This window comes from Prochlorococcus marinus str. NATL2A, from assembly GCF_000012465.1.
GTDB classification, from domain to species: domain Bacteria; phylum Cyanobacteriota; class Cyanobacteriia; order PCC-6307; family Cyanobiaceae; genus Prochlorococcus_B; species Prochlorococcus_B marinus_B.
In genome coordinates this window covers 1,805,247-1,832,087 of record NC_007335.2, presented here as the reverse complement: position 1 = coordinate 1,832,087, position 26,841 = coordinate 1,805,247, and the positions used below count along the sequence as shown (strand labels likewise).

The window sequence follows — 26,841 nt, the reverse complement described above, 5'->3', positions numbered from 1 at the left end:
TCACTATTGGCATGGTTTTAAGTAGTTATATTTTGACAATAAAAAAGTAAATTTTATTTTATTTCTTCTTCAAGTATCATTGTAAGTTGTTGATATGGTGGCTCCTCACTAACAAATCCCCAATCATTAAAAACTTTTGAATCGATATGGGTGATTATCTGCCGTTTATTTCTTTTTTCTACTTTAAAACCCTCTGCTGACATTTTTCTCATAAGTCTTGCAGATTCTTCAAATCTAGCGGCCATAGAATCTAAAGTTTCACAGTCTTGAGTTAGTCCTTCTTCTTTCCAAGTAAAATAGGTCATCTTTTCAATTTAAAGAGTTAAGATTTAATCAAAAAAATTAGATTTATTATGACTAAGAATAATGTAATTAACCAAAAGCTACTTACAATTAAACTCTCATTGTTACCTTTAAGTTCAAAATGATGATGTAACGGAGTCATTAAAAATAATTTATGACCCTTTCCCTTTACTCGTTTAGAAATTTTAAAAATACTTACTTGAATTATTACTGAGATAGATTCTGCGGCAAGTATTCCCCCCATAATTAGAAGAGACCAAAGATGATTTGATATTAAAGCTATACCACCTAGGGATGCTCCTATAGCTAAGGAACCTGAATCTCCCATAAATAATTTTGCAGGATATTTGTTTAGAAAAAGAAATCCCATACAAGCTCCAGCCATTGCTATGCAGAGAGGAGCGAGTGTAGAATTATTACTTGGATTTTCAATTAAAATACTGATAGCTAGACCTGTGAAAATTAATACGCTACAGCCACTCAATAAACCATCTAAACCATCCGTCAAATTCGTTGAATTACTTTCGGCTAATAATACAAATATTCCTAAAGGATAAATTAAATTTCCTATATTAAATACTTTATTAGCTATTTGTATATTTTGAGGTATTAAATTATTAGATGCACAAATAAGAATAAAAATGAGACTGATCAAAGATTGTAAAAGTATTTTTTGGTTAGAGCTTAGACCAGTATTTAATTTTTTTTTTAAACTTAGAAAATCGTCTATAAAACCAATAAACATAAAAAATATAATAACAAAGCTTAAAGTCAAAATAATATTATAATTCTCTTGGTTGAAATATAAAATGTTGCTTACTATTATTCCAATGGGTATAAAGAAAATTCCACCCATTGTTGGAGTTCCTTGCTTAAGAAAATGATTTTTCGGTCCTTCATCTCTAATGATTTGTTTAATCTTTATCTTTTTTAACTTAGGTATACCAATAAAAGTAATAATTGATGATACAAGCGTTGTAATTATAAAGGGAATAGTTAAATTGCTAGTTTTATAATAAAAATCAGAAAAGACACAAGTAATTGATATTAATCCAAATAAAACTAATATATGATTATTAACACTATTATAAAATGATAGTTTTTTGTTATCTAAAAGCTTATTAGATTTTTTCAAAATTTAAGCTAGTAAATTAATCTTCCCATTCTTCATCGCTTGGTTCTTCTTCAGCCTTATAGTCTTCTTTTTCTCCCATTAAAGCTGAAAGTTCTTCTTCTTCAACTGTACTTATTTCTTGATCATTTGAATCTTGATCAGACACTAATCTTCCACTTGTTTCTAGCCAAGATAATAAATCGGGTTCTTCTCTTAGTGGTAGAACAGGAGCAGGTTCTTGTCTACCATATCTAGTTAGCGCGGGGTTAATACCGTCTAAATCAGATAAATTGATTTTTTCTAGATCGCTCATATCAATATTATGATCGATGAATTAACATAATGCATTATGGATTAATTTTCTAATCTTTATGCTGACTTCAAAGCTGATATTGATGTCTTTTACTTGGGTAATAGCTCTCTTAGTAAGTATTTCTCTTCGTGCTGCAGGCATTGTTCATCCTAATCCCTTTCATATAAACCATTTTTTAGTATGGTTGTTGGTCTTTGGTCCTTCTCTTTTTCTTTTAATTTATTTTTTGCTTAAGAGATCTTTTTCTTTAAATCCTTCAATTTAATTTTTGTTATTAAGTGACTTTTAAGCTTTCACAAATTTATTTTATTTTCACTACTAATAATGATGTCCAAGATTTGTTGATTTTTGGTCATAATATTGATGCTTGGTTAATTTATGTACTTATTTTTTTTGGGTTAACTTCCTTAGCTTTTGTTTCTGTGTGGTTAATAGGATTCTTAACTGAAAGCCGCCAATCAGGAAAATCTATAAAGCAGCCATGGGAATGATTTTGAATCACATCTCTAATTTTTAGCCCCTGAAAATATTTGAATCACCACTGATTATCTAAATCATAAATATTGTCCAATAGTTCTCTATATTTACTAAAGAGAATTGAACTTCCTTAAAGGAGCGAACCATATGGGAAAGGCTAACAAAGTTGTTTTGGCTTATTCAGGAGGGGTCGATACTAGTGTTTGTATTCCTTACTTGAAGGAGGAGTATGGAGTCGAGCATGTAATTGCTTTTGCCGCAGATCTTGGACAAGGTGATGAGCTGGATGAAATCAAAAAAAAGGCTATCTCAGCAGGAGCTTCACAATCACTAATTGGCAATTTAGTAAAGCCTTTTATTGAAGATTTTGCCTTTCCAGCAATTCGGTCTAATGCTTTGTATCAAGGAAGATATCCTCTTTCAACTGCATTAGCTAGACCATTAATTGCAAAAAAACTTGTTGAAATTGCAAGAGAATTAAATGCTGATGGAGTCGCTCACGGGTGTACGGGTAAAGGGAACGATCAAGTTCGCTTTGATGTGACAATTGGAGCTTTAGCTCCTGATTTGCAATTGCTTACACCAGCGCGTGAATGGGGTATGAGCCGCGAAGAAACTATTGCCTATGGAGAAAAATATGGAATAGTTCCTCCTGTAAGTAAAAAAAATCCCTACTCGATTGATTTGAATCTTTTGGGGAGAAGTATTGAAGCCGGTCCTCTTGAAGATCCATTTCAGATGCCATCAGAAGAGGTTTTTGGCATCACTTCCTCTATTGCTGATTCACCAAACGAGCCTGAGATAGCAGATATTTTGTTTGAAAATGGTTATCCAGTTGCAATTAATGGAGAAGAAATGGAGCCAGTATCTTTGATCAAAAAAGCTAATAGCCTTGCAGGAAAGCATGGTTTTGGACGTTTGGATATTATTGAAGACAGAGTAGTGGGAATTAAAAGTCGAGAAATTTATGAAACTCCAGGATTGCTTTTATTAATTAAAGCTCATCAGGAAATTGAGAGTTTAACTTTACCCGCTGACTTATTAGATACTAAATCTAGACTGGAACGACAATGGGCAGACTTGGTTTATAAAGGTTTTTGGTTTAGTCCTCTAAAAGAAGCTTTGGATGGATTTATTAATTATTCTCAGAAGCAAGTCAATGGAACAGTCAGGGTTAGGCTTTTTAAGGGTAATGTCGATGTTATTGGTCGTAAGTCAAAAGAAAATAGTTTGTATATTTCAGATATGTCTACTTATGGAAGTGAGGATAAGTTCAATCACAAATCCGCTGAAGGATTTATATATGTATGGGGATTGCCAAGTCGAATTTGGTCTTGGATAAACAAGTAAAATAAAGAAGTTTGAATTTGAGTTAGCTTTTACTTTTATTCCTTAGAGTCTTCTTTCTTCTCGTCTTTGGAAGGTGATTCAGTTTTTTCTTCGGTAGGTTTTACTTCTTCCTTTTCTGGTTCGTTTTCTTTAGAAGTTGGTTTTGGAGTTGGCAAAGGACCATCTTGTTTAACTGTGATGTAGCGAATAACGTCCTCACTTAACCTCATGGCTCTCTCTAAGGTTGCAACTTGTTGTCCGTTGCCTTTGTGGCTCAATTGCACATATATTCCTTCTTTATGTTTTGCAATGGGATAGGCAAGTCTTCTTTTGCCTCTCATTTGACTATCTAATACTTCCGTTTCAGACTTCTCAAGAATCTCACTATATTTTTTTAAATGGCTATCAACTTCTTCTTCCGGTATATCCGGGCGAAGAATGTACATGGTTTCGTAATAGGGTTGTTCAGACATGAATGAGATTTCCGACTAGGACTGCAAGGCTCTTTATTAGAGCGACGGAATATTAATCTTATACTGAAGTGGTAACTTTCACAATTGCATTTTTGTTGCTTGGCTTATTCCCGGCAAATTCGGCTCATTTCCTTGTGTGCAAGACCAAACAGAATAAACAATCATTAAAAAAAGACCGATTAATAAAGAACTCGAGAATGTTCTGATAATTAATGAGTTTGAAAAAGGACTAAAAATAATCTCGAAAATAAAACTAACTATGATTACTCCAATATTTATTAACAATGATTGAAGTGCATTAAAACGTAAAAAATAAGATACTTTACTATTTCTGACCAGACCAAAAAAGATGGCTAAAAATAATAATAAACTCCCAAAAGGTATTGATCTTTCAATTAATATTATGGGAATTGCTGGTATTTGAATGATTTGAATAAAAGGATATTTTATATATAAATGATTTCCAAAGGTAAGAGAGTCAGACCATGGAATCATATATAGAAGAACCCCTAATAATCTGGCTCCTATTGAAGGCATAACCCATAGTATTTTTCTTAGATTAAACCATTAAATGTTTTTCTGCAGATGATTTCATTGTCTGAACCGGTACGTCATGAAAACCACTCCAAAGTCTTATTGAAAAAGCTCCTTGTTCGACAAGCATATCCAACCCATCAATTGTAAAACAATTTTTTTGTTGCCCAATTTGTAACCAGTTTGTTGGTCTTGGAGTATAAATCAAATCGTATAAAATAGTTTTATTAGAGAGACAGTCCCATATTTCACGACCAAGAGGAACATTTTCTTGGTTAGTTTTACTGTCATTCATTCCTATTGGAGTTGTATTGATAATTAAATCGGCTTCTTGAATATATGGTGAAACATTTAATTCTTTGTTATTAATACTTTCAATTGATATACCCCTTCTTGATAATAAATTACGCGTGCTTTTCACAAAAATATTTAAGCTACTGTCGTTCCTACCAATTATTGTTACTTTTTTAACATTTAAACTGCTTAATCCCATTACTACTGCTCTAGCGCTGCCTCCGCAACCTATTACCACCACATTTTTATTCTTTAAATTATGATCTTTTAATGGTGTCAAGAATCCCTGTACATCAGTATTTGCTCCTATCCATTGATTATTTTCTTCTGGTATAAGTGTATTAACTGCTTGGATTTCATTTGAAATTTCAGTTAATTTGTTGCAAGCCTTTAAAACCTCTTGTTTATGGGGGATAGTTATATTTAGGCCTTTGAAGTCTAAAAATCTTAATGCTTTTGTGACTTTCTCTAAATCTTGACTCTCGCAAGGCATTGCCACATAACACCAGTCTAGTCCCATCTCTTCGTATGCGGCATTGTGCATAATTGGAGACAGTGAATGATTTACTGGTTGTCCAAGAAGTCCTACAAGATTAGTTTTTCCAGTGATAGTACTCATTTTTGATGATGTTGATTCAAATTTGCTAAGAGAATGTTCGGGAACCACGCCTCCCCTCAAACAGGATTCACTGACGAGGATGTGAGCTAAAGAAAGAAATTAGGAGCTACTCACCCATGGGGAAGGTTGTCGGAATCGATCTAGGAACTACAAATAGTTGTGTCGCTGTAATGGAGGGCGGTAAGCCTACAGTAATAGCAAATGCTGAAGGATTTAGAACAACTCCATCTGTCGTTGCTTATACAAAAAATCAAGACCAATTGGTTGGGCAAATTGCCAAGCGCCAAGCGGTGATGAATCCAGAAAATACTTTTTATTCTTCAAAGAGGTTTGTTGGTCGAAGAGTTGATGAAGTAAATGACGAATCAAAGGAAGTTAGTTATGGAGTTGAAAAAGCAGGCTCCAATGTCAAAATAAAATGTCCAATACTTGATAAGCAGTTTTCTCCTGAGGAAGTAAGTGCTCAAGTTTTAAGAAAACTTTCTGATGATGCAGGCAAATACCTAGGTGAAACAGTAACTCAAGCAGTTATTACAGTTCCTGCTTATTTCAATGATTCACAAAGACAAGCAACTAAAGATGCGGGAAAGATTGCAGGCCTAGAAGTCCTAAGAATTATTAATGAGCCAACTGCTGCTGCTTTAGCATATGGACTAGACAAAAAGAGTAATGAAAGAATTTTAGTTTTTGATTTGGGTGGAGGGACTTTTGATGTATCTGTTTTAGAAGTTGGTGATGGAGTTTTCGAAGTTCTCTCTACTTCTGGAGATACTCATTTGGGTGGTGACGATTTTGATAGAGTAATTGTTGATCATTTGGCCTCTACATTCAAAGGTAATGAAGGCATTGACTTACGCCAAGATAAGCAAGCACTTCAACGCTTAACTGAAGCAGCTGAAAAAGCTAAAATAGAATTATCAAACGCTACTCAAAGCGAAATAAATCTTCCATTTATAACTGCTACGCCTGAAGGGCCTAAGCATCTTGATTTGACTCTTACAAGAGGAAAGTTTGAGGAGTTGGCCTCAAACCTGATTGATCGCTGCAGAGTCCCCGTAGAGCAAGCCTTGAAAGATGCAAAATTATCTACTGGTGAAATAGATGAGATTGTTATGGTTGGAGGCTCTACTCGAATGCCAGCTGTTAAAGAGTTAGTAAAAAGAGTAACTACTAAGGATCCAAATCAAACAGTGAATCCAGATGAAGTAGTAGCTGTTGGAGCAGCTATTCAAGGTGGAGTTCTTGCTGGAGAAGTTAAAGACATTTTGCTACTTGATGTAACACCATTGTCACTTGGGGTTGAAACTTTGGGTGGGGTGATGACAAAAATGATTTCAAGAAATACTACTGTTCCCACTAAAAAAGCTGAGACTTACTCAACTGCAGTTGATGGTCAAACCAATGTAGAAATTCACGTCTTACAAGGGGAACGTGAGATGGCTTCTGATAATAAAAGTCTAGGAACCTTTCGTTTAGATGGAATTCCTCCTGCTCCTCGGGGTGTGCCGCAAATTGAAGTAACTTTTGACATCGATGCTAATGGAATTCTTAGTGTTAATGCCAAAGATAAAGGAAGTGGTAAAGAACAAAGTATCTCTATTACTGGAGCATCCACTTTGTCGGATAACGAAGTTGATAAAATGGTTAAAGATGCAGAAATGAATGCTTCTGCAGATAAAGAAAAGCGTGAAAAAATTGATATTAAAAATCAAGCTGAAACACTTGTTTATCAGGCTGAAAAACAAATCGGTGAGCTTGGCGATAAAGTTGATGAAGCAGCAAAAGCGAAAGTTGAAGAGAAACGCATTAAGTTAAAAGAAGCGACCGAAAAAGATGACTATGAATCCATGAAGACGCTAGTTGAGGAGCTACAACAAGAATTGTATTCCTTAGGAGCTTCTGTATATCAACAAGCGAATGATGCTTCTCAAGCCGCAGCAGATTCTAATACGGATAGTAAAGTTGATGGTGATGATGTTATTGATGCAGACTTTACAGAGACAAAATAAATAAATAGATTAATTAATATTTATTGGCCCTCAATTTGAAGTCCAATCCATTCGGCACAAGCTGGAGCTAACAAAACACCATTCCTGTAGTGACCTGTATTAATTAATAGACCTGGTTCTAATTGTTTTAATAAGGGAGCAGCCTCATTAGTTGGTCTAGCTCTTATTCCGCTCCATTCATGACTGACTTTTGCATTGATCATCCACTTTGGAGAACCGTTTCTCAGATTTAGCATTTTTTGTTTATCTAATAGGCTTGGTTTAGTTCCTTTTTCGACAGTTGCTCCTATAAGCATGCGATTGGGATCATGGTGTATAAAGTTTATAGATTGATAATTTAATATTGCAGGCCATTTTTTCCAATTCTGAATTTCTTTTTTTAATTCTAATTCAATAACTTGTCCTAATATTGGTTCTAAAAGTATTTCATGACCTAATGGTTTTAATAAATTTTGAGTATTTAATGCAGAACAAATGATGATATAATCTTGATTAATAGATTGATTATTTTCAAGGTTAATAGTCCAGCTTTTATCATTTAAATTACTATTTTTACTTATGCTAATAACACTTTTGTAGATTTTATTTATCTTGATTTGATCAAGACTTTCTATTAATGACTTGATTAACTTTATTGGATTTAATCGACCATCTTCACGAGATATTAATCCCCCTATTAATCTTGTCTCAAATGTAGAATTCCAGAAATCTAAAGAATTTTTATTTAAAAGTTCAATTCCATAATTTTTTTTATTATGACTTAATTCAACCATTGATTGATACTCTTTTTCTGAACTTGCTAATTTAATTAATGGTTTTTCAAGAATAAAATCTTTCTCCGAATAGTTTATTTGCGTAAGCCATTCTTCCCATAATTTCATACTTTTTTTTCTTAGTAAAAATGCTCTTCCTTTTGATCTTTTGTAGATATTTCCCATGAGAACACCCAAACTAGCTTGTGTTCCATTTTTTGGATTTAAATTATTTATTTCTGAATTTAATGTTGGGTCGATTAAATTTACTTGATAACCTTTTTTTCCTAAGTGAAAGGCAGTTGTAATTCCTGCTATCCCACCTCCAACAATTGAGATTGTGGTGTGTTTCTTTTCTGTTTTTTGGCTATTCATTTGCACAGATGCTATGAAATTTGCTTGTTAATTTTCAATGTGTGGTCTAAAAAAGAGAATAGTTTAAGGATATAGCTATAGTGAGCATCAAAACAGTTATTTTGCAGTTCATTTGTCCTGATAAGCCAGGACTTGTAAGTGATTTGGCAAGTTGGATAGCGAGTAAAAATGGCAATATTAGACATGCTGATCACCATACAGATGCAGATGCAAAATTGTTTCTAAGTCGCATTGAGTGGGATTTAGATGGATTTCTGCTTGATAAAAACGAAATCACCTCTGAGGTAAATTTACTGGAGCAAAGATTGAATGGAAAAGCGGTCTTGAGCTTCTCTGATGATTTTCCTAATGTTGCAATCTTTGTTAGTAAGCAGAGTCATTGTTTAGTTGATCTTTTATGGAGAGTTAAGGCAGGCGAATTGTGTATGAATGTACCTTTAGTTATCTCAAATCATTCAGATTTAGAGGAAATTTGCTCGAATTTTTCCATTCCCTTTAAGCTCATACAAGTAAATAAAAATAATAAAGCAGATTCCGAAAGTAAAATTTTAGATTTACTACATGAGTACAACATTGATTTAGGTGTTTTGGCTAAATATATGCAAATTTTAAGTAGTTCTTTTTTAGAGCAGTTTCCAAATCTCATTAATATTCATCATTCTTTCCTTCCTGCTTTTAAAGGGGCTCAACCATATCATCAAGCTTGGGATAGAGGAGTAAAATTAATTGGTGCAACAGCGCATTATGTCACTAAGGATCTTGATGCTGGTCCCATAATTGAACAGACTATATCTAACGTGAGTCATCGTGATGAAGTATCAGATTTAATAAGAAAGGGTAGAGATTTGGAGCGAGTCGCTTTAGCAAGAGCTTTAAGATTGCATTTAAAAAGACAAGTTATTGTTTATAGAGGCAGAACGGCTGTATTTACATGATTAATAATGCTTATTTCCTAAATTTAAAAAATAATTTTTCAGACAATGTTGGCTGGACTTGTTTTCAGTTAGCTGTATTGTGTTTGCCGTCCAGCGCGTTAATTTCTTGTGTATTTTTGCTTGTAGCTCTTTTTGAAGGAGGTCTTAAAAGAAGAGATCTCTATTGGAGTGAATACTGGAATTATCCGCTAGTGCTCGTAACTTGTTTGATGATAATTGGTTCAATTCGTTCTCATACCGGCTGGCTAGCTTGGCTTGGTCTTTTTAATTGGTTGCCATTCTTCTTGTGTTTTTGGGGCTTGCAACCATATTTGCTAACTCCTGAAAGAAGAAAAAAATGTGCTTCTTGGCTTGTCTTCGGAAGTCTTCCTGTTTTAATAACAGGCTTTGGTCAGCTATGGCTTGGGTGGGAAGGGCCTTGGCAGATTTTTGATGGTTTAATAATTTGGTTTATTTCTCCAGGAGGAGAGCCACTAGGCAGATTGTCTGGGTTGTTTGATTACGCGAATATTACTGCTGCATGGTTATCGGGTGTATGGCCATTCTGTTTGGCGTCTGTTTTGCATCCTTTTATTATTGGAAGAAACCGTGCTATTCCATGTGCTCTTTTAATTGCTTTTATTTCAGGAATGATTTTGACTGACTCTAGAAATGCATGGGGTGCAATTTTTTTAGCCTTACCAATAGTTTTTGGTTCAGCATCATGGAGTTGGTTAATTCCTTTTATGTTTATTTGCTTTCTTCCGGTGATTATTGCGGTTTTACCATTTTTTGACTTTGGGATTCAACAATTTGCAAGAAGTATTGTTCCTGAATCTATTTGGATGAGGCTAAATGATATGCAATTCGTTGATACTAGACCTTTTGAAGCAACGCGCATTGGTCAATGGAAAATAGCATTTAACTTAATTTTTGAGAAACCATGGTTTGGTTGGGGGGCAGCAGCTTTTTCAATTATTTATCCTTTAAGGACAGGTTTATCTCATGGGCACTCTCATAATTTGCCTTTAGAATTAGCAATTAGTCATGGCATAATAGTCTCTTTTTTAATTAATATATTTGTGTTTAGCTTATTATTAATTTCTTCCTTCAAGAGAATATTTAATAATTTAAATCTTCAAAAAAATATTATAGTAGATCGAGCTTGGTGGACCTCTACGTTAATTCTTATTTGTTTTCATGCGACAGACATTCCACTCTTTGATAGCAGAATAAATATCTTAGGTTGGATATTATTGATAGGTCTTAGATGTATGATCTATAATTCTACGAGCCACAATAATTCATTAAAACAATTTAATAAAGTATTAAATTAATTCTCCTTCTTCAATTGTAATTTGTCTTTCATAAATTGAGTGTTCATTAAATATTCTGGCAGTCAAAAAGCTAGCTATACATGTAATTAATAGTGGCTTTAGTATTAAAAGATTTTTAGTTAATGCGAAGGCTAAAAACATTGCTGTTAAAGGGGTTCTTGAGCATCCAGCTACGAATCCCCCCATTCCTGCGAAAATATAGGTTGTTGGAACATGCCCAGTTATTGTCTCGACTCCAATACCACTTGCTAAACCTATTGCTCCACCCAAGGTAAGCATTGGATAAAACAAACCTCCTGGTGCACCTGAAGCAGCAGCAAGGCCTGAGGCAAAGAATAAAATAAAAAATATACTTATTGCAAGTGTGAAATTGCTACTTTCATTAACAATAATTTTTTGTAATCCTTCGATATTATGAAAATTTTCAGGAATAATTGAATACATAGTACCGAGCAATAAACCCGATAAACTCATTCTTTCAATGGTTTTATTTTTAAACTATTTATTGCCTAGAACTTGCATTTTTAAAACATATCGGCAATACATTTCTGCTAATAATCCTAATATAATTCCTAAAAAAATTAGGTATAAAAAATCTATTGGAAAGAATTCGATTACAGGTGTATATGCTCTCTCTAATTGAAAACCTAAATTATTAACAAATCCACCAGCTTTTTGATCTAGTCCAATCGCTTGCAAAATATCAGCGCAACTATCAGCCCAGAAAGTTGTTACTACTACTAGCAAGAGGACTACTGGTCTGGCTGAATTTAGAAGTTCTTCAATTGCATAGACAAAGCCTCCAATAGGTGCACTAAAAATTGCTGCAATTCCAGCTCCTCCGCCTGCTGCAACTATGACTCTGCGAAATGAAATAGGGGCTTTTAGCCATTTTGCCATTTTCCAAGCAACAGATCCTCCCATTTGTACTGCTGGGCCTTCTGGTCCTAGCGGAAATCCACTTCCAATAGCAATAATTCCAGCAAACAGTTTTACTATTCCAACTCTTAATCCCATGGGGACTGGCTTATGGCGAAGAAAAGCAATGATGTGACTTACGCCCGCTCCTTTTGCTGCAGGGGCAAAATTTTGAATGAGCGATCCAGAAATCAATCCTCCCAATGCTCCTAGTATTGGTAAAACTATCCATCTAGGCATAGAGGCAAGAAGATTTGATCGATAATCTTCTAATGTATGAATTCCAGTTTTAAATAATATTCCTGTTAATGCTGCGCCTAAACCTGTAAGTATGAGAGCAAGAATTACATTTAGCCATTTCCTCTGAAGAAGTTTTTTTATGCTTTGAGTTGATTTTTTTTGTATTGGATTTTGACTTTTACTTTTGATCATTTAATTCAATTTAGGTTTGTAAAATAGAGGCTTCTTCTTCTTTTGTTATTACACGACCATCTTCTATAAAGTTTGGTATTTCATTAAAGTTTAAGTATCTGTAGATTTCGTCAGTTATTGGTGAAACTTTTTTGGAAGCTATTGCAAGATATTCATCAGTTGTAGGGATATGACCTAACAAAGCGCAAACAGCAGCCAATTCTGCACTTCCTAAGAACACTTGAGCTCCTTTCCCTAATCTGTTGTTGAAATTTCTTGTACTTGTTGAGAAAACAGTTGAATTATCTTCTACACGAGCTTGATTGCCCATGCATAGAGAACAACCAGGCATTTCCATTCGGCTACCAGCTTTTTCAAAAATCTCGTAGTATCCTTCTTTTTTCAAAATTTCTTCGTCCATTCGTGTTGGCGGACATACCCATAATCGCGCTGATATCTTTCCCTCTCCTTCGAGAATTTTTGCAGCGGCTCGATAATGACCAATATTAGTCATACACGAACCAATAAAAACCTCTTGAATGGGAGTGCCTGCGACTTCGCTTAAAAGTTTGACGTTATCAGGATCATTAGGACAAGCTAAAACAGGTTCTTTCAGTTCATTCAAGTCTATTTCGATGGTTTCTGAGTATTGAGCATTTGAGTCGGCTGATAGTAAATTTGGTTTTTTTAACCAATATTCCATTTCTTTAATTCTTCTACTTATTGTTCGTGAGTCTTGATATCCTCTAGCAATCATATTTTTAAGTAAAACAATATTGCTTTTTAAATACTCACTGATTGTTGATTCAGACAGTTGAATAGTACATCCAGCACAAGATCTTTCTGCACTTGCATCAGTCAACTCAAAGGCTTGCTCTAATTTTAGGTTTGGTAGACCTTCAATTTCTAATATCTTTCCATTGAACACATTAACTTTGTTTGCTTTTGCGACGGTCAGAAGACCTTGTTGTATGGCCATCCACGGAATGGCATTAACTACATCTCTTAAAGTGACACCAGTTTGCAAAGACCCTGTAAATCTAACAAGAACTGACTCCGGCATATCTAAAGGCATGGAACCAATGGCTGCCGCAAATGCCACTACTCCCGAACCTCCTGGAAATGAGATGCCCAACGGGAATCGTGTATGACTATCGCCACCTGTCCCGACTGTGTCAGGCAAAAGCATCCTGTTTAACCAACTGTGAATAATTCCATCACCGGGTTTTAATGCTATTCCTCCTCTTTCAGCAAAAAAATCAGGGAGTTCTTTTTGAGTTTTGATATCAACAGGCTTGGGATATGCTGCCGTATGACAGAAACTCTGCATAACTAAATCAGCAGAAAATCCTAAACACGCTAATTCTTTCATTTCATCTCTAGTCATCGGACCAGTAGTGTCTTGACTACCAACTGTTGTCATTATTGGCTCACAACTTGCACCAGGGAGCACGCCTTCTAAACCGCAAGCTTTTCCAACCATTTTTTGAGCTTGTGTAAACCCATACTTTGATGCAGGTGGCTGACCAGGACGAATAAAAAGAGTAGAGGGTGGAAGTTTTAATTTTGTTCTAACTTTGTCTGTCAAAGCTCTTCCAATCATTAAAGGAATTCGCCCACCCGCTCTTACTTCATCAGTAATAGTTTGTGGTTTTAAGTCAAATTTTGATAGAAGTTCTCCACTGTTTGTCTCATTTTTACTTCTTCTAACTTCTCCTTTGTAAGGAAAAATAGTAATTACATCACCTGTTTTGAGATTGCTTACATCGCATTCAATTGGAAGTGCACCTGAATCTTCAGCAGTATTAAAGAAAATAGGAGCAATTTTGCCTCCTATTACAACCCCACTCCCTCTTTTATTTGGTACGTAAGGTATGTCTTGTCCTGTATGCCACAGGACTGAGTTAATTGCTGACTTTCTAGAGCTTCCTGTTCCAACGACATCGCCAACATATGCAATTGGATATCCTTTCTTTTTTAATTCTTCAATAGTCCTTAAACCATTTGGATCTCGAGTTTCTAGCATCGCTAGAGCATGTAAAGGAATATCTGGTCTTGTTGTGGCATGAGTTGCTGGAGAGAGGTCGTCTGTATTTGTTTCTCCTTCAACTTTAAATACTGTTACTGTTATTTCTTGAGCTAAGGGTTGTTTATTCGTGAACCATTCTCCATTAGACCAGCTATTGATAACTTTTTTTGCATAAATATTAGTTTTTGCTAACTCTAAAATGTCGTTTAAAGCGTCATAAACTAAAAGAGTATTACTTAGTGCATTACAGGCTGAAGTTGCTAATTCTTTATTATTAGATTTTAGTATTTCAATTAACGCTGCTACATTATATCCGCCAATCATTGTACCTAAAAGCTCAGTTGCTTTTAGAGGATTTACTAACGGACTTTTTGATTCTTCTTGAGCAATTGAGCTAAGCCAAGTCGCTTTGACATAAGAGGCTTGATCAACTCCGGGAGGAATTCGATTAACAAGAAGATCAAGTAAGAAGTTTTGATCGATACCTTGATCTGGTTTTTCTAATAACTCTGTTAAAACTTGAGTCTGTTTTGCATCTAAAGGAAGTGGAGGGATCCCCAAAGCTTCTCTTTCTGCAACATGTGATAAGTAATCTTTTAGCATTTTTAAATCTCAAAAGAGAATGTATTTGAGTGTGAGCCTTTTGTTTTCATTGTTTACAACCGCATGATTCTTGAACAAACATTCAGATAATGCAATTTATTACCCCCCTATGACTGATACTTCTCTAATCTTATATCTATGATCACGCTTTAAATGTCCACCTCATCATATTTTTCAATGGTGGATAGCACCTCCGACCTTCATGTGGTCGAGACTCGTCCATTAATGTCACCAGCATTAATTCATAGAGATTTGCCTTTAGATAAGGCATCCTCTGGAGTTGTCTCTACTACTCGCAATAAGATTCAATCAATTCTTCATGGTAATGATCCAAGAATTTTGGTCATTGTTGGACCGTGTTCGGTTCATGATGTTGATGCGGCCATTGAATATGCAAATCGTTTAGCCCCATTGAGGGAGAGATATAGTCAAAAGCTTGAGATTGTTATGCGTGTTTACTTTGAGAAACCACGCACAACTGTTGGCTGGAAAGGACTTATTAATGACCCTCATCTTGATAATTCTTACGATATTAATACTGGCTTAAGAAAGGCAAGAGGTCTATTACTTGATTTAGCCAAAGCAGGAATGCCGGCTGCAACTGAATTACTTGATCCAGTTGTTCCTCAATATATTGCTGATTTAATTAGTTGGACTGCTATTGGAGCAAGAACGACAGAGAGTCAGACTCATCGTGAAATGGCGTCTGGATTATCAATGCCGGTTGGTTATAAGAATGGTACTGATGGGACAGCTACGATTGCGATTAATGCAATGCAAGCGGCCTCAAAACCTCATCATTTTTTAGGAATTAATCATGATGGTCATGCCTCAATAGTTAGTACTACAGGTAATCCAAATGGTCATCTTGTTTTAAGAGGTGGTAAGAATGGAACTAACTACCATCTTGATGCAATTAATTTAATTGCAGATGAATTAGCACAATTTAATATGCCTGGAAAAGTGATGGTTGATTGTAGTCATGGTAATTCTAATAAAGATTTTCGTAGACAATCAGAAGTTTTAAAAGACGTAGCAGCACAGATAAGAGGTGGATCAAAGAATCTAATGGGCGTAATGATAGAAAGTCATCTTGTTGAGGGTAATCAGAAATTAAATTCAGATTTGTCAAAACTTACCTATGGGCAAAGTGTTACGGATGCATGCATAAACTTTTCTACAACTGAAATTTTATTAGAAGAACTAGCTGAATCGGTCAAATAAATGTAGTTAACTGTTTATATTCCTACTAACCATATTCCAATACAAGTTACTCCAATAGGAACAGTTAGATTATCAATGCCCCAAGGACTTATTTGTTCTAAAAAAGTTGCTATGAGTGATATACCTAAAATATCTAGTGGTTGTATGCCTAAATTATTAGTTGAAGAGATAATTGAAGTAGTTATGGCTACTACTGATGTCATTGTTAATGTTCCAACAATCGATTTTGTTTGACCAAGTACTGACCATTTTGGAGAGTTAATAGATCTTCCGATTAAACCCGCGAATCCATCACCAAAAGCCATTGATAGGACTCCAATGGAAATAGATGATGCGTAGCGAGGCCAGAATAATAGAAGTAAAAGTGTGATACTGATGCCATATGCAATTGTTCCAAAACTTTTTCTTTCGATATCTTCAATGGCAGGTAATAAACGATATTGATAATTAATACCTAAGGCTAGGGTGATAAACAATGCAGATAAGAAAGCTATATTTTTTGGAATATCAAATAACCAAGCTAAAAGAATTACGGGCCCTGTTCCTATATGAATAATTTTTCTACTTAACTCCTCTTGTTTAGGAAAATATCTCTTACATAAAAATGCAATCAATAAAATTATAATTATCCATAAAGCAATAACAAAAACAGCTATTTGAATAGGCAATGTTTAGGCAGCGTTTTGATGAGTAGTCATTACCCTCAATTTTAAAATTGCTTTAGCCTCAAGTTGTCTTACACGTTCTCTAGAAACGTTTATCTGTCTTCCAATTTCAGCTAGAGTAAGTGGTTCTTCTCCATCAAGTCCAAAGCGAAGTCTCATGATTTTTTGCTCTCTCTCATTTAATTGAGATAACCAGCCTCCGAGATGTTCTTTTTGAATACTTCTATCCATCCCTTCCATGGGTTCATCAGAATTTGGGTCTGGAATTAATTCTCCAAGAGTACTACGATCTTCTTCGCCTCTTGCATGAGCATCAAGAGAGGCACATGGTGCACTTTGAGACACTAGATCTTCTAGATCTTGAGGTTCAATTCCCATTGCGTTTGCCAACTCGAGTCGATTTGGTTGCCTCCCAAATCGATGAGATAATTCACGCGATATGCGGCGCATTTTTGAAAGTTTTTCGCTGATGTGTATTGGCAGTCGAATAGTTCTAGCACTGTTATCAATGGCACGAGTCATCCCTTGCCTTATCCACCAGTACGCATAGGTTGAGAATTTATAACCCATTGCAGGATCAAATTTATCAACAGCTCTTTCTAATCCAATGGCACCTTCTTGAACTAAATCGAGTAATTCGAGACCTTGATTTTGATATTTTTTTGCAACACTTACAACAAGTCTAAGATTTGCAGCCATCATGCGATCTCTTGCCCGTTTACCCATTTTTATTTTGTGCTTCTGGCGGGTAGAGCGTTCTTCAAGAGGAAGATTCAACAAATCTTTCATTTGTTGAACATGATGAGCAAGCTCAATTTCTTCTGCAGGAGTCAGAAGTGGGACTCTGCCAATACTTGTTAGATAAAAACCTATCGCATCAGTAGCTAGACGATTACTTTGTCTTCTAGAACTTCGAGATTTTTGACTACTTACAGTTGATGCAGATAGTTTTTGACTTGTGCTTGCCGAATTAGATTTTCCCGATGAAACATCAGAAATTTCCTTGGCAGATTCCAGCGGGATCCCCATCACCCTGGCCTCTTGAAATTAGATTTATTAAGAAGTTAGCACTTATAAGGAGAAGTTGACTAATTGAAACGAAAAATTTATGATTTTTCGCCTAATTAGGTATAAAGCGCATCAAAAAAATAGATTAAATATTTAAAAAAAGCTATGAAATTTTTTTAATTTTCTTCTTTTTTGTATAGCTTAATAATTTTTTCTTGAATATATTTTTTCTTATCATTCAAAATTTGATTCTTGGTATAGCTTCCATCACTTTGCATGTTCCAAGAGTCTTGATTTGCTTCTAAATAAGAATCTAATAAATGTTTAATTTCTTTTTTAATCTTATTCTCTTCAATAGGTGTAACTGCTTCAACTCTTCTATCTAAATTACGCCTCATCCAATCTGCACTACCAATAAATACTTCTGCATCTCCATCGTTATTAAACCAAAAGATTCTTGAATGTTCTAAAAATCTACCAATAATGCTTGTTACTTTTATATTTTCGCTTAACCCTTTTTTCTGAGGGTATAGGCAGCACATTCCTCTAATTATAAGTTCAATTTTTACTCCTTCCTGCGATGCTATATAAAGTAATTTTATGATTTCTGGATCAACTAGGGAGTTCATTTTGGCTATTATCTTGGCTGGTAAGCCATTTTTTGCATAATTGATTTCTCTTTTTATTAGTTTTTCTATTCCACTTCTAAGAGTTACCGGTGCAACTAATAATTTTCTGTAGGATTGTTGTTTAGCAAATCCAGTCAGATAATTAAATAGTTCAATAAGATCTTGACCAAGTTCAGGTTGGCAAGACAGTAAGCCAAAATCTGTATATGTTTTAGACGTCTTCGAATTATAATTACCAGTCCCAATATGAAAGTATGTTCTTAATCTGTTTTTTTCTTTTCTTATAATCAAAGCGATTTTTGTATGAGTTTTTAGTCCAATTACTCCATAGACAACATGCACTCCAGCTTGCTCTAATTGTTTTGCCCATTGGATATTATTATCTTCATCAAATCTTGCTTTTAGTTCAACTAGAGCCATGACTTGCTTTCCTTTCTCAGCAGCTCTTATTAGGGCATCAATAATTAAAGAGTCTTTGGAAATTCTATACAAGGTCATTTTGATTCCCATGACTTGCTTATCTTCCGCAGCTTGATTAATAAACTCTTCGACTGATGTTGAGAATAGATTGTATGGGTGATGGACTAGTAAATCACTACGGCGAATAATGGAGAATATACTTTTAAAATTGCTGTTACTTCTAGTATCTAATTCTTCTTGTTCTCGTAATTGACTATTTTTGAGTGAATTATGAGTAACGCCTTGATGCTCTCTAAATTTTAATTTAGGAAGATTGAAATTAGTTAATTCTATTAATTCATCTAATGCTAGTAACCCCTCAATTTGATATAAGTTTTCTTTGTCAATATTCATCCCTTCTTGTAAAAGATCAAGAATCACTTTTGGGGTATTTGTAGAGACTTCGAGCCTGACTACTTCACCTCCTTTGCGGCGCTTGCGTAAACCTTCTTCTAGAGCACTCATTAAATCATCAGCTTCAAGGTCTCGAAGCTCTAGATCAGCATCTCTTGTAACGCGAAAGAACGAATATTCTTTAACACTCATTCCAGGGAAAAGCATGGACAGATTATTTGCAATGATTTGTTCAATCGCTATTCCTGTGTATTTTGTTGATTCATTATCATGTAGTTCAATTGGAATACTTATAAATCTGGAAATACTTTCTCCAGGAATTTTTATGCGGGTAAATTGCTCTTTATCTGATTCACTATCGACGATAATTGCAGCTAAATTTAAACTAAGATTACTTATAAATGGGAATGGATGAGAAGGGTCAACTGCTAAGGGAGTTAGTATCGGAAAAATTGCAGTGGTAAAATAATTATTTATCCAAACTTTTTGTCTTTCATTTAATTCTTTATATTCAAGAATAAATATATCCTCTTTTTTAAAGTCATCTTCAATATATTGTTTTGTTTTATATTGCTGCGTCTTTAAAATAGGGTCTAAATAATTTCGAATTCCGATAAGTTGTTCTTCAGGTGATTTTCCATCTTGGCTTCTTTTTGAGATTCCACCTTCTACTTGTGATTTTAATGAAGCAACTCTAACCATAAAAAATTCGTCTAAATTATTGCTAAAAATTGAACTGAATTTAATTTTTTCTAGTAATGGCGTTTCCTCTTCTGTAGCAAGTTCTAAAACACGTTTGTTAAAATCTATCCAACTGAGTTCACGATTAATATAAGTTTCATTATTGATTTTTGGACTAGTCATATCTATAACCAATTTATTTAACTTCTAATTATTATTTTAATATCTTGATCATCTATCAGTCTAGGAGATTACTTTTTGCTTGGTAAGACTTTTCCCTGAAATTAAAAACATAACAAATATTAGAAGCAATATTGTGCCAAAGAATGGACTTCTTGGACCCAAAAGATCATATGAGCGTCCTGCTGCTATTGCTCCAAGAAAAGTTCCCAGACTTTGTAAACCCTGCAGATTTCCCAATACTGCTCCTTGACCAATAGAACTTAGTCTTCTTGAAATTAGTGCTCTTAAACTAGGAGTTACTAGTCCAGTTCCCATTGCAAGTATTGCGACGCCAGAAAATACAAGAGGAATTGACGTATCTATATTTGCGAGAGTTAAAAGAATACATCCTGTCATTACAAAGCCAATACCAGCAAAAGTTAATCTCGACTCCCCAAATCTTTTTACAAGAGGACCAATTAGGCCTCCTTGAACAATCATCGCGATAACTCCAACGACAATAAAAGCAGCACTACATAATTCAGGACTCCATCCAAATTTTTCTTTTAAATAAAGGACTAAAACAGCTGTAAAGCCATTAAATGCCATAAAGAAAACAAAAAATGATAAGCAAAGTCTTCTAGCTAAGGGGTTTTTGAATACAATCAAGAGCTGACTGATTGGATTCAAATCTCTTTTTCTTGGTAATAAATTTCTTTTGTTTTTGGGCAGTGTTTCCGGTAAAAAGAAAATTACAAAAATAAGATTAAATATTGCAAATCCGCTTGCGACCCATACCGGTAAAGTGACACTAAATTTAGCAAGAGCTGTTCCTAATCCTGGCCCAAGAATAAAACCCAAACCAAACGCTACTCCAATTAATCCAAAGGTTTTTGCGCGATTTTCGGGAGTTGATATGTCTGCAAGTATTGTAGTAGCAGTAGCTGCAGTACCGCCACTGATACCATCAATTATTCTGGCTAAAAATAGTAAAGATAAAGGTAAAGTTGAGGCCCATAAAGGTAAATAATTATCCCAATTCAGGCTTACAGTTAATGCAAATAGACATATTCCTATTACTGAACCAGATACACATGTGATCATGATTGGCTTACGACCGAAACGATCACTCATAGCTCCAATTAGTGGGGCTGCAGCAAACTGAGATATCGCATAAGTTCCAGTTAAAAAACCAAGAGTCGTCGCGCTTGTCGTGAATTGTTCTAATAAAAAAGGTAATAAAGGTAAAACAATGGTTTCGCCTAATCGATCATCTAGAAGTGTGATGAAAGCTCCTAAAAGGGTGGGAATTTTTAGCCTTCTCAATGCAAATAGCTCATAATTTATTCACCTTCTCATACTGTCAGAGAACTTGGCTTCATTTAGCAGTCTAAATCGATATTTGCGACCTTGTGAGAGTTCTGATGAAATGGCTCTCAGAGAAGTTTATGAAGATGCTATTCGAACTTGCGATAAATCCTTGTACAGCCAAGAACAGATTGAAGCGTGGTCGGCTTTGGCATATCTTCCTGGGATTTTAGATAAACCTTTGAAGCAAGGGGTGGGCTGGGTGAGTTGTGTTGATAAAACTATTGAAGCATTTGCTTTAAAATATCCCCATAATCGCTTGGCATTGCTTTATTGCCGAGGGCGTTCGTCCCGGCAGGGGCATGCTACGGCTCTATTACATCAAATTGAGGCAGATACTCTTACAGATAAGCCAATAACTTTAAAAACTGAGGCAAGTTTATGTAGTTATCAACTGCTTTTACGTCATGGATGGACAATTATTGCTCCTGAGGAAATCCAAATAGGTGGTGTGCATTTTTCTCGTTATTTGATGGAAAAAACTTTGTATTAAATTTATTTTTTTAAACTTTTAGGAATCAATATTTTCGTCACTCCAATGAATTAATTTTTCTAATTGCTTGAGAGCAAATCCTGAATTGATTACTTCTTTTGCTTTATTAATTCCTTCTTTAATATCAGAGCTTATACCTGCATAAAAAAAGTAAATACCAGCATTCCACTCTAACGCTTTAGTTAAAGGGCCTTCGCCATTAAGAGCTTGTAAGGCAAATTTCTTCCATTCTGTGATGTCGCTCCATTCAATATCTTTTCCAGAACATTCGTAGTCTTTGGGATGAAAAACAGTTCTAGTTCCATGTTGATTTTTGTACTGTCCAATTGTTGATGAACGACTTATTGAAAGATCTATTCCACCTTCCAGTCCTTTGATAGTAATCACATTTTGTTCTCCCATAAGTTCTAAGGTTTTCCAATGTCTTTCTTCAGTAGGAGAATGAACATAGCCACTTATATGTAGATGACTTCCTTGATGACATGTCCAGATTAATTCCATACTTGCTAGAGGTGGGCGCTTACCTATTTGATCTCTATAAGGAATTAAATTTTCAGCTAGCGGAAAATGATCTGGCTGATGTATTAAAGCTAGGTAGTTATGGTTGAAAAAACTTTGCAGTTGCTCTATGGATAGACCGGTTAAATTTATTCCTAAGGCTTGAAAGAGTTCGTTATGGGTAACGCCGTATTTTACTGGCATACGAGAACCACCATGCAAAATAACAGGCTGTTTCTGAGTTAGTAATAGTAAAGTTGTCAGAGGATAAATAGGTGCTGTTTTTTTCCTACCATCAAAAGGCATCCCAAAAAATATAGGTTGACGTTGATTGCTGGGCGATTGAATTTTGGGTCCTAGTTCGATATAGGCATCAATCATCCCGGCTAGTTCTTCAGGGATAGGACGTCTAATTCTATGTGCAATCATGAAGCCACCAATTTGTGCTGCACTTGCTTCTTCTTTTAGCATCAGCATGAGAGCTGATTTAGTTTCTTCGCGAGTAAGGCTTTTCCCTGTAAACTCACCACTACCTATTTTTTTTAAATAGGTTTTAAATTCTTCATATTTATTTGTCATTGGAGTTTATATTTCAAAGTTAAGTTGTTTTTTTGCAAGTTCTTTGCGCTCAGTATTCTTTAAATTTTTAACTAAATCTAATAGGATATTTTTACTAATTTTAGTACCGATTGAACCAAGAGCCATTAGTCCATAGTACGCAGATTTATCCGAGCCTTTTTGTATTACATCGCTGATGGCTTCACAGATATCTAAGCTTTCACGTCTTTGAATTATTGTCAGTGTTTTGATCACTATCTCTTCTCTGAAATCATTTAAAGGAGATTTTGCTATCTCAAGTAAATCAAAATCAGAAAGTAAATGAGCTTTGAATTTTAATAATTCTAAACCAGCTATTTTCATTTGCGCACTTTTTTCTTCTAATGTTTTTTTAATAAGCTCAATCGGTAAGGTTCCTCCCCAGCAAGCCAAAGCTTCTACGACTTTGATGTTCATTGTGTCATCACTATAGAGATGGTTTAAGAGCCATTCTTTGGCATCATCTTGATAAGTAAGTCCTGCAGCAAGGATTAGTTCATCTTTATTTCCATACGTCTTAAGTAGATCTTTTATTTTTATCCATCCTACTTTTGATAATTGTCCCAAGCGAATAGCGATTTCTTGTCTAAGTTCAAAGTTAATATTTGGATTGTATGCAGTCTTAAGCCACTCAGCACTTGGCTTGGTTTTTTTCGCGTTATTAATGGTATCCCATATATTGCTTTCTTCAATAATCATAGAATTTAAATTTAGTGGATTAGAAAATAATTAATCAAAGTAATTTTTTAATTTACTATTTGTTTATTGATCAAGTCAAGTATCTGATTTGTTTAGAGATTAATGGAAAATCTTTTAAAACCCTATTAATAACTATTAAATAGTAGACATATTAAGAAAGCCTAGAATACAACTTTCTAGGCTTTCTTAATTTAGTTTAAAATTTAATTTTTTTAATTTTATCTTGCACCAAGTTGTGCTTCGAGCTCTCGTTCTAATTTTTCATCTTTTACGTCTGGTAAAACATTAGAGATAGGAGTTTTGTGGGTGCTATAGAAAAGCATTCCAATAAATACCATTCCTCCAACAATATTTCCAATCGTCACTGGTAAGAAATTCCAAAAAATTACTTTTGTAAAAGGAATACCCGAACCAAGTAGAGGGCCAGTTGTATGCAAAAACATATTAACTACTATGTGCTCCATTCCCATTGTTTGGAATGCAGTTATAGGTAGCCAGCAAGCAAGTATCTTTCCTGGAACACTTTTACTTACAAGTGCCATTGTTACACCTAAACAAACCAGCCAGTTTGCAATTACTCCACGTAAAAATGCAAGGAAAAAACCAGTACTTCCAAGTGCTTCATATTTAACAACTGTGTTTGCTTTATGTATAGCTATTATTTTTGCTGCTACAACTGCCCATCCTTTTCCACCTTCAGCAGCAGTTAATGGATCTACATTTCCAGCACTTGATAAACTAATTGAAAGTAGTACGGCAACAAATGCTGTACCTAGAAAATTACCGATCCAAACCCATAGCCAATTCCTTACAGTTGCAGACCAAGAACTCTTTCCAGCCCATACGGCCATTGGTAGTAACGCAAAATTACCAGTAACAAGCTCCATACCGAAAAGAACGATACTTGCAAAACCAAAAGGAAATATAAAAGAACCTAACCAAGGCATCCCAGATTGAATACCAATAGTAATTGCAAGACATGTCGCTAAACCTAAAATTGCTCCTGAATAGAAGCCTCTTATTAGCAAGTTTTTTACGCTTACAGATGATTTCTTGCCACCTGCAGCAATCATTCCATCTACCAATTCATTTGGTAGGACGTAGTCCATTTGAGAGGCACTTGAAGTCATAAATTTAAAAAGTAAGAAAACTAATTTTTTATAAAATCGAATTAATTACTAATTCGATTCATAAATTTGGAAAAGATGTCGTGGCTGCCATTAGCTCGATTAATCAGCGGTTTATCTTTACCAAGGTTGTTAAACCAATTCATGAAACGAGAAATAGAATCTTTAGGTAAGACGTAGCTCATTTGAGAAGTACTTTGAGTCATAAATTTAAAAAGTAAGAAAACTAATTTTTTATAAAATCGAATTAATTACTAATTCGATTCATAAATTTGGAAAAGATGTCGTGGCTGCCATTAGCTCGATTAATCAGCGGTTTATCTTTGCCAAGAGGACTAAACCAATTCATAAATCGAGTTAATGAACCAGATTTTTTACTTAAAAATATTTTTTCTTTTGCATCAAAATCTGAAATAAGTAAATCTTTTAGTACATCTTTTAATTCATTTTGAGGGACAGATTTTTTTATTAATTCTCCTAATTTATAATTAGGCCCTTGTGATCCACCAATGCTTATATCATAAGCTTCAACGGTTTTTCCTTCTTTGTCTTTAGCTTTTTTGCCCGTTAAACCAATTCCTCCCATATAGGCTTGACCACAACTATTAGGACACCCAGTCCAATGAATCTTTAATTCGTCTTTCAAATCTAATTCTTTGTCTAATTCATGCGAGACTTTTAAAGCTTGATCTTTTGTATTTGTTAGAGCGAAACCACAATAGGTATTTCCAGTACAAGAAACAGTACCTGCTGCAATAGTTTCTGGTTCTAATGGAAACTTTTGTAAGATAGATTGCTCCTTAAATTCTTCAATTAGATTTGTATCTATACCAGTAATAATAATATTTTGATCTTCGGTAAGTCTTATTTCTTTATCACCAAAATTCTCACATATATTTGCTAGATCTTGTAAATCTTCAGCCAAAAGACGGCCTACTGGCACATGAATTCCTGCAAAATATTTACCTTCTTGTTTTTGAGAATGAATTCCAAAAAATGACCTTGGTTTATCTGAAAATATTGACCCTGGATCTTCTTTTAATGTTCCATATTGTTTTTCGATAAGATTTCTAAATGTTTCAATGCCAATTTTATCTAAATAAAATCTAAACCTACCTTTAGGTCTTATATTACGTTCCCCATTATCTCTCCAGAGGGATAAAATAATTGATGTTAATTCATAAATTTTTTCTTCTTCAACCCAGGCATTCAACGGAACTGCATATTCATTCATTACTGATGAAAGTACACCTCCAATCCAAACACTAAAACCTAAAACCTCATTAATTTTAACTGGATGAAAAATTAAATCATTATGTAAAAGAAAATTATCCTTAGAGCCTGCTATAGCTGTGTTCCATTTCCTTGGAAGATTTGAAAATTCTGAGTTTCCTTTACCATCGCTAGTTAAATGATCTTGCATTTTTGATGTATATATTCTTGTGTCTATAATCTCTTCTGGATCAACTCCAGCGATGGGATTTCCAGTAACATTTCTTGGATTATCAAATCCAGATTGAGTTGTTGATATGTTTACTTTTTTTAACCTATTTAATATCTCAGGCAAATCACTAATTAAAACACCTCTAAGTTGTATATTTTGTCTAGTTGTTATATCACAACTTCCATTCTCTCCATATCTCGCAACAATTGATGCAATTACTTTTAATTGTTCTGCATTGATTATTCCATTAGGTATTCTTAACCTTAACATAAACTTTCCAGGGGTTTTGGGTCTCCAAAACATCCCATACCATTTCAATCTTAATTCTAAATCAGTTTTATCCATTTGCTCCCAACCCATTTCAGCAAATTTGTCTATATCCTTTCCGATTTCGAGTCCATCCTTAGCAGCTTTATTTTTTTCAACTTGATTTAGTTTTTTGCCTTCGAGATAGTATTGAACCATTAGTATTGAGGTTTGACATTTATAATTAACCTTTAAAATCTAAACTTTAGATGTATCAGTTTTTACCAAATTTTTTATTTATCTTGGTATCATTCAATACATCCTATCTATCCATTTAATTGATTAATTGGTTTCATAATTTCTCATTTAGTATTGGCGTCCAA

24 protein-coding genes and 1 pseudogene are annotated in these 26,841 nt (G+C 34.5%); 7 read left to right on the top strand and 18 right to left on the bottom strand.

The window, feature by feature from the left end:
• Positions 1 to 53: 53 nt before the first annotated feature.
• Genes PMN2A_RS09905 through PMN2A_RS09895 form a run of 3 tightly spaced genes read right to left on the bottom strand, consistent with a single transcriptional unit; the run spans position 54 to position 1,730 of the window.
• Positions 54 to 305 carry a hypothetical protein gene (locus PMN2A_RS09905; RefSeq protein ID WP_011295664.1) on the bottom strand — a complete coding sequence of 84 codons (252 nt, stop codon included), beginning with the start codon at positions 303 to 305 and terminating at the stop codon, positions 54 to 56.
• Positions 306 to 322: 17 nt separating this feature from the next.
• A complete protein-coding gene (gene mraY, locus PMN2A_RS09900) occupies positions 323 to 1,438 on the bottom strand; it encodes a phospho-N-acetylmuramoyl-pentapeptide-transferase (protein WP_011295663.1) in 1,116 nt (371 codons plus the stop codon).
• A 16-nt stretch (positions 1,439 to 1,454) separates the two neighbouring features.
• Positions 1,455 to 1,730, bottom strand: coding sequence for a DUF3134 domain-containing protein (locus tag PMN2A_RS09895; protein WP_011295662.1), 276 nt, complete (start codon positions 1,728 to 1,730; stop codon positions 1,455 to 1,457).
• A 278-nt stretch (positions 1,731 to 2,008) separates the two neighbouring features.
• On the opposite strand from PMN2A_RS09895, the gene PMN2A_RS09885 reads away from it, so the two are divergent.
• Positions 2,009 to 2,221: a hypothetical protein gene (locus PMN2A_RS09885; RefSeq protein WP_011295203.1), complete on the top strand. Its 213-nt coding sequence runs from the start codon at positions 2,009 to 2,011 to the stop codon at positions 2,219 to 2,221.
• Positions 2,222 to 2,354: 133 nt separating this feature from the next.
• Positions 2,355 to 3,557 (top strand): argininosuccinate synthase, encoded by a 1,203-nt coding sequence (locus PMN2A_RS09880; protein WP_011295660.1) that lies wholly within the window; start codon positions 2,355 to 2,357, stop codon positions 3,555 to 3,557.
• A gap of 35 nt (positions 3,558 to 3,592) precedes the next feature.
• Here PMN2A_RS09880 and rpsF read toward each other — a convergent pair whose 3' ends face one another.
• The 3 genes from rpsF to PMN2A_RS09865 form a co-directional block, all read right to left on the bottom strand.
• Positions 3,593 to 4,009: a 30S ribosomal protein S6 gene (rpsF, locus tag PMN2A_RS09875; RefSeq protein WP_011295659.1), complete on the bottom strand. Its 417-nt coding sequence runs from the start codon at positions 4,007 to 4,009 to the stop codon at positions 3,593 to 3,595.
• Between the two features lie 78 nt (positions 4,010 to 4,087).
• Complete coding sequence (locus tag PMN2A_RS09870; RefSeq protein WP_011295658.1) at positions 4,088 to 4,546, bottom strand: Tic20 family protein; 459 nt, start codon at positions 4,544 to 4,546, stop codon at positions 4,088 to 4,090.
• Positions 4,547 to 4,568: 22 nt separating this feature from the next.
• Positions 4,569 to 5,504: a shikimate dehydrogenase gene (locus PMN2A_RS09865; protein ID WP_011295657.1), complete on the bottom strand. Its 936-nt coding sequence runs from the start codon at positions 5,502 to 5,504 to the stop codon at positions 4,569 to 4,571.
• A 68-nt stretch (positions 5,505 to 5,572) separates the two neighbouring features.
• Between PMN2A_RS09865 and dnaK the strand changes: the two genes are divergently transcribed.
• Positions 5,573 to 7,465, top strand: coding sequence for a molecular chaperone DnaK (gene dnaK / locus PMN2A_RS09860; protein ID WP_011295656.1), 1,893 nt, complete (start codon positions 5,573 to 5,575; stop codon positions 7,463 to 7,465).
• Positions 7,466 to 7,485: 20 nt separating this feature from the next.
• Here dnaK and PMN2A_RS09855 read toward each other — a convergent pair whose 3' ends face one another.
• Positions 7,486 to 8,592 (bottom strand): NAD(P)/FAD-dependent oxidoreductase, encoded by a 1,107-nt coding sequence (locus PMN2A_RS09855; protein ID WP_011295655.1) that lies wholly within the window; start codon positions 8,590 to 8,592, stop codon positions 7,486 to 7,488.
• An 80-nt stretch (positions 8,593 to 8,672) separates the two neighbouring features.
• On the opposite strand from PMN2A_RS09855, the gene purU reads away from it, so the two are divergent.
• Both purU and PMN2A_RS09845 read left to right on the top strand, forming a co-directional pair.
• Positions 8,673 to 9,527 (top strand): formyltetrahydrofolate deformylase, encoded by an 855-nt coding sequence (gene purU / locus PMN2A_RS09850; protein WP_011295654.1) that lies wholly within the window; start codon positions 8,673 to 8,675, stop codon positions 9,525 to 9,527.
• Entirely contained in the window at positions 9,524 to 10,843 is a 1,320-nt protein-coding gene (locus PMN2A_RS09845; RefSeq protein ID WP_011295653.1) for an O-antigen ligase family protein, read from the top strand. The genes purU and PMN2A_RS09845 overlap by 4 nt, the downstream gene beginning before the upstream one ends.
• Here the strand turns inward: PMN2A_RS09845 and PMN2A_RS09840 are convergent.
• Both PMN2A_RS09840 and acnB read right to left on the bottom strand, forming a co-directional pair.
• A pseudogene (locus PMN2A_RS09840) lies at positions 10,835 to 12,193 on the bottom strand (ClC family H(+)/Cl(-) exchange transporter). The gene PMN2A_RS09845 and the pseudogene PMN2A_RS09840 overlap by 9 nt on opposite strands.
• A 10-nt stretch (positions 12,194 to 12,203) precedes the next feature.
• Complete coding sequence (acnB, locus tag PMN2A_RS09835; RefSeq protein ID WP_011295652.1) at positions 12,204 to 14,804, bottom strand: bifunctional aconitate hydratase 2/2-methylisocitrate dehydratase; 2,601 nt, start codon at positions 14,802 to 14,804, stop codon at positions 12,204 to 12,206.
• 153 nt (positions 14,805 to 14,957) lie between these two features.
• Between acnB and PMN2A_RS09830 the strand changes: the two genes are divergently transcribed.
• A complete protein-coding gene (locus PMN2A_RS09830; protein WP_011295651.1) occupies positions 14,958 to 16,028 on the top strand; it encodes a 3-deoxy-7-phosphoheptulonate synthase in 1,071 nt (356 codons plus the stop codon).
• Between the two features lie 14 nt (positions 16,029 to 16,042).
• Here PMN2A_RS09830 and PMN2A_RS09825 read toward each other — a convergent pair whose 3' ends face one another.
• The 4 genes from PMN2A_RS09825 to PMN2A_RS09810 form a co-directional block, all read right to left on the bottom strand.
• A complete protein-coding gene (locus tag PMN2A_RS09825) occupies positions 16,043 to 16,696 on the bottom strand; it encodes a diacylglycerol/polyprenol kinase family protein (RefSeq protein ID WP_011295650.1) in 654 nt (217 codons plus the stop codon).
• Positions 16,697 to 16,699: 3 nt separating this feature from the next.
• Entirely contained in the window at positions 16,700 to 17,722 is a 1,023-nt protein-coding gene (locus tag PMN2A_RS09820) for an RpoD/SigA family RNA polymerase sigma factor (RefSeq protein WP_011295649.1), read from the bottom strand.
• Positions 17,723 to 17,877: 155 nt separating this feature from the next.
• Positions 17,878 to 20,007 carry a polyphosphate kinase 1 gene (ppk1, locus tag PMN2A_RS09815; protein WP_011295648.1) on the bottom strand — a complete coding sequence of 710 codons (2,130 nt, stop codon included), beginning with the start codon at positions 20,005 to 20,007 and terminating at the stop codon, positions 17,878 to 17,880.
• A 60-nt stretch (positions 20,008 to 20,067) separates the two neighbouring features.
• Positions 20,068 to 21,312: a tetracycline resistance MFS efflux pump gene (locus PMN2A_RS09810; protein ID WP_011295647.1), complete on the bottom strand. Its 1,245-nt coding sequence runs from the start codon at positions 21,310 to 21,312 to the stop codon at positions 20,068 to 20,070.
• A gap of 103 nt (positions 21,313 to 21,415) precedes the next feature.
• Between PMN2A_RS09810 and PMN2A_RS09805 the strand changes: the two genes are divergently transcribed.
• Positions 21,416 to 21,847, top strand: a complete 432-nt coding sequence (locus tag PMN2A_RS09805) for an acetyltransferase (RefSeq protein WP_049752699.1) — start codon at positions 21,416 to 21,418, stop codon at positions 21,845 to 21,847.
• A gap of 18 nt (positions 21,848 to 21,865) precedes the next feature.
• Here the strand turns inward: PMN2A_RS09805 and PMN2A_RS09800 are convergent, their stop codons facing one another.
• The 5 genes from PMN2A_RS09800 to PMN2A_RS09785 all read right to left on the bottom strand — a co-directional run bounded on the left by PMN2A_RS09800 (position 21,866) and on the right by PMN2A_RS09785 (position 26,677).
• Entirely contained in the window at positions 21,866 to 22,924 is a 1,059-nt protein-coding gene (locus PMN2A_RS09800; RefSeq protein ID WP_011295645.1) for an anthranilate phosphoribosyltransferase family protein, read from the bottom strand.
• A 6-nt stretch (positions 22,925 to 22,930) separates the two neighbouring features.
• On the bottom strand, positions 22,931 to 23,641 hold the full coding sequence (locus PMN2A_RS09795) for a hypothetical protein (protein ID WP_011295644.1): 711 nt from the start codon (positions 23,639 to 23,641) through the stop codon (positions 22,931 to 22,933).
• Between the two features lie 218 nt (positions 23,642 to 23,859).
• On the bottom strand, positions 23,860 to 24,750 hold the full coding sequence (locus PMN2A_RS09790) for a formate/nitrite transporter family protein (RefSeq protein ID WP_038655547.1): 891 nt from the start codon (positions 24,748 to 24,750) through the stop codon (positions 23,860 to 23,862).
• 62 nt (positions 24,751 to 24,812) lie between these two features.
• Positions 24,813 to 24,974: a ferredoxin--nitrite reductase gene (locus tag PMN2A_RS10340; RefSeq protein ID WP_225866306.1), complete on the bottom strand. Its 162-nt coding sequence runs from the start codon at positions 24,972 to 24,974 to the stop codon at positions 24,813 to 24,815.
• A gap of 41 nt (positions 24,975 to 25,015) precedes the next feature.
• Positions 25,016 to 26,677, bottom strand: coding sequence for a ferredoxin--nitrite reductase (locus PMN2A_RS09785; RefSeq protein WP_011295642.1), 1,662 nt, complete (start codon positions 26,675 to 26,677; stop codon positions 25,016 to 25,018).
• Between the last annotated feature and the right edge of the window lie 164 nt (positions 26,678 to 26,841).

Bases quoted from the DNA above. Each gene is read 5' to 3' on its own strand.
- PMN2A_RS09795 (WP_011295644.1), bottom strand. From the start codon at position 23,641: ATGATTATTGAAGAAAGCAATATATGGGATACCATTAATAACGCGAAA.
- PMN2A_RS09830 (WP_011295651.1), top strand. From the start codon at position 14,958: ATGTCCACCTCATCATATTTTTCAATGGTGGATAGCACCTCCGACCTT.
- PMN2A_RS09880 (WP_011295660.1), top strand. From the start codon at position 2,355: ATGGGAAAGGCTAACAAAGTTGTTTTGGCTTATTCAGGAGGGGTCGAT.
- dnaK (WP_011295656.1), top strand. From the start codon at position 5,573: ATGGGGAAGGTTGTCGGAATCGATCTAGGAACTACAAATAGTTGTGTC.
- PMN2A_RS09800 (WP_011295645.1), bottom strand. From the start codon at position 22,924: ATGACAAATAAATATGAAGAATTTAAAACCTATTTAAAAAAAATAGGT.
- PMN2A_RS09790 (WP_038655547.1), bottom strand. From the start codon at position 24,750: ATGGACTACGTCCTACCAAATGAATTGGTAGATGGAATGATTGCTGCA.
- rpsF (WP_011295659.1), bottom strand. From the start codon at position 4,009: ATGTCTGAACAACCCTATTACGAAACCATGTACATTCTTCGCCCGGAT.
- PMN2A_RS09870 (WP_011295658.1), bottom strand. From the start codon at position 4,546: ATGCCTTCAATAGGAGCCAGATTATTAGGGGTTCTTCTATATATGATT.
- PMN2A_RS09845 (WP_011295653.1), top strand. From the start codon at position 9,524: ATGATTAATAATGCTTATTTCCTAAATTTAAAAAATAATTTTTCAGAC.
- PMN2A_RS09805 (WP_049752699.1), top strand. From the start codon at position 21,416: ATGGCTCTCAGAGAAGTTTATGAAGATGCTATTCGAACTTGCGATAAA.
- PMN2A_RS09785 (WP_011295642.1), bottom strand. From the start codon at position 26,677: ATGGTTCAATACTATCTCGAAGGCAAAAAACTAAATCAAGTTGAAAAA.
- PMN2A_RS09820 (WP_011295649.1), bottom strand. From the start codon at position 17,722: ATGGGGATCCCGCTGGAATCTGCCAAGGAAATTTCTGATGTTTCATCG.
- PMN2A_RS10340 (WP_225866306.1), bottom strand. From the start codon at position 24,974: ATGACTCAAAGTACTTCTCAAATGAGCTACGTCTTACCTAAAGATTCT.
- PMN2A_RS09905 (WP_011295664.1), bottom strand. From the start codon at position 305: ATGACCTATTTTACTTGGAAAGAAGAAGGACTAACTCAAGACTGTGAA.
- PMN2A_RS09855 (WP_011295655.1), bottom strand. From the start codon at position 8,592: ATGAATAGCCAAAAAACAGAAAAGAAACACACCACAATCTCAATTGTT.
- acnB (WP_011295652.1), bottom strand. From the start codon at position 14,804: ATGCTAAAAGATTACTTATCACATGTTGCAGAAAGAGAAGCTTTGGGG.
- PMN2A_RS09895 (WP_011295662.1), bottom strand. From the start codon at position 1,730: ATGAGCGATCTAGAAAAAATCAATTTATCTGATTTAGACGGTATTAAC.
- ppk1 (WP_011295648.1), bottom strand. From the start codon at position 20,007: ATGACTAGTCCAAAAATCAATAATGAAACTTATATTAATCGTGAACTC.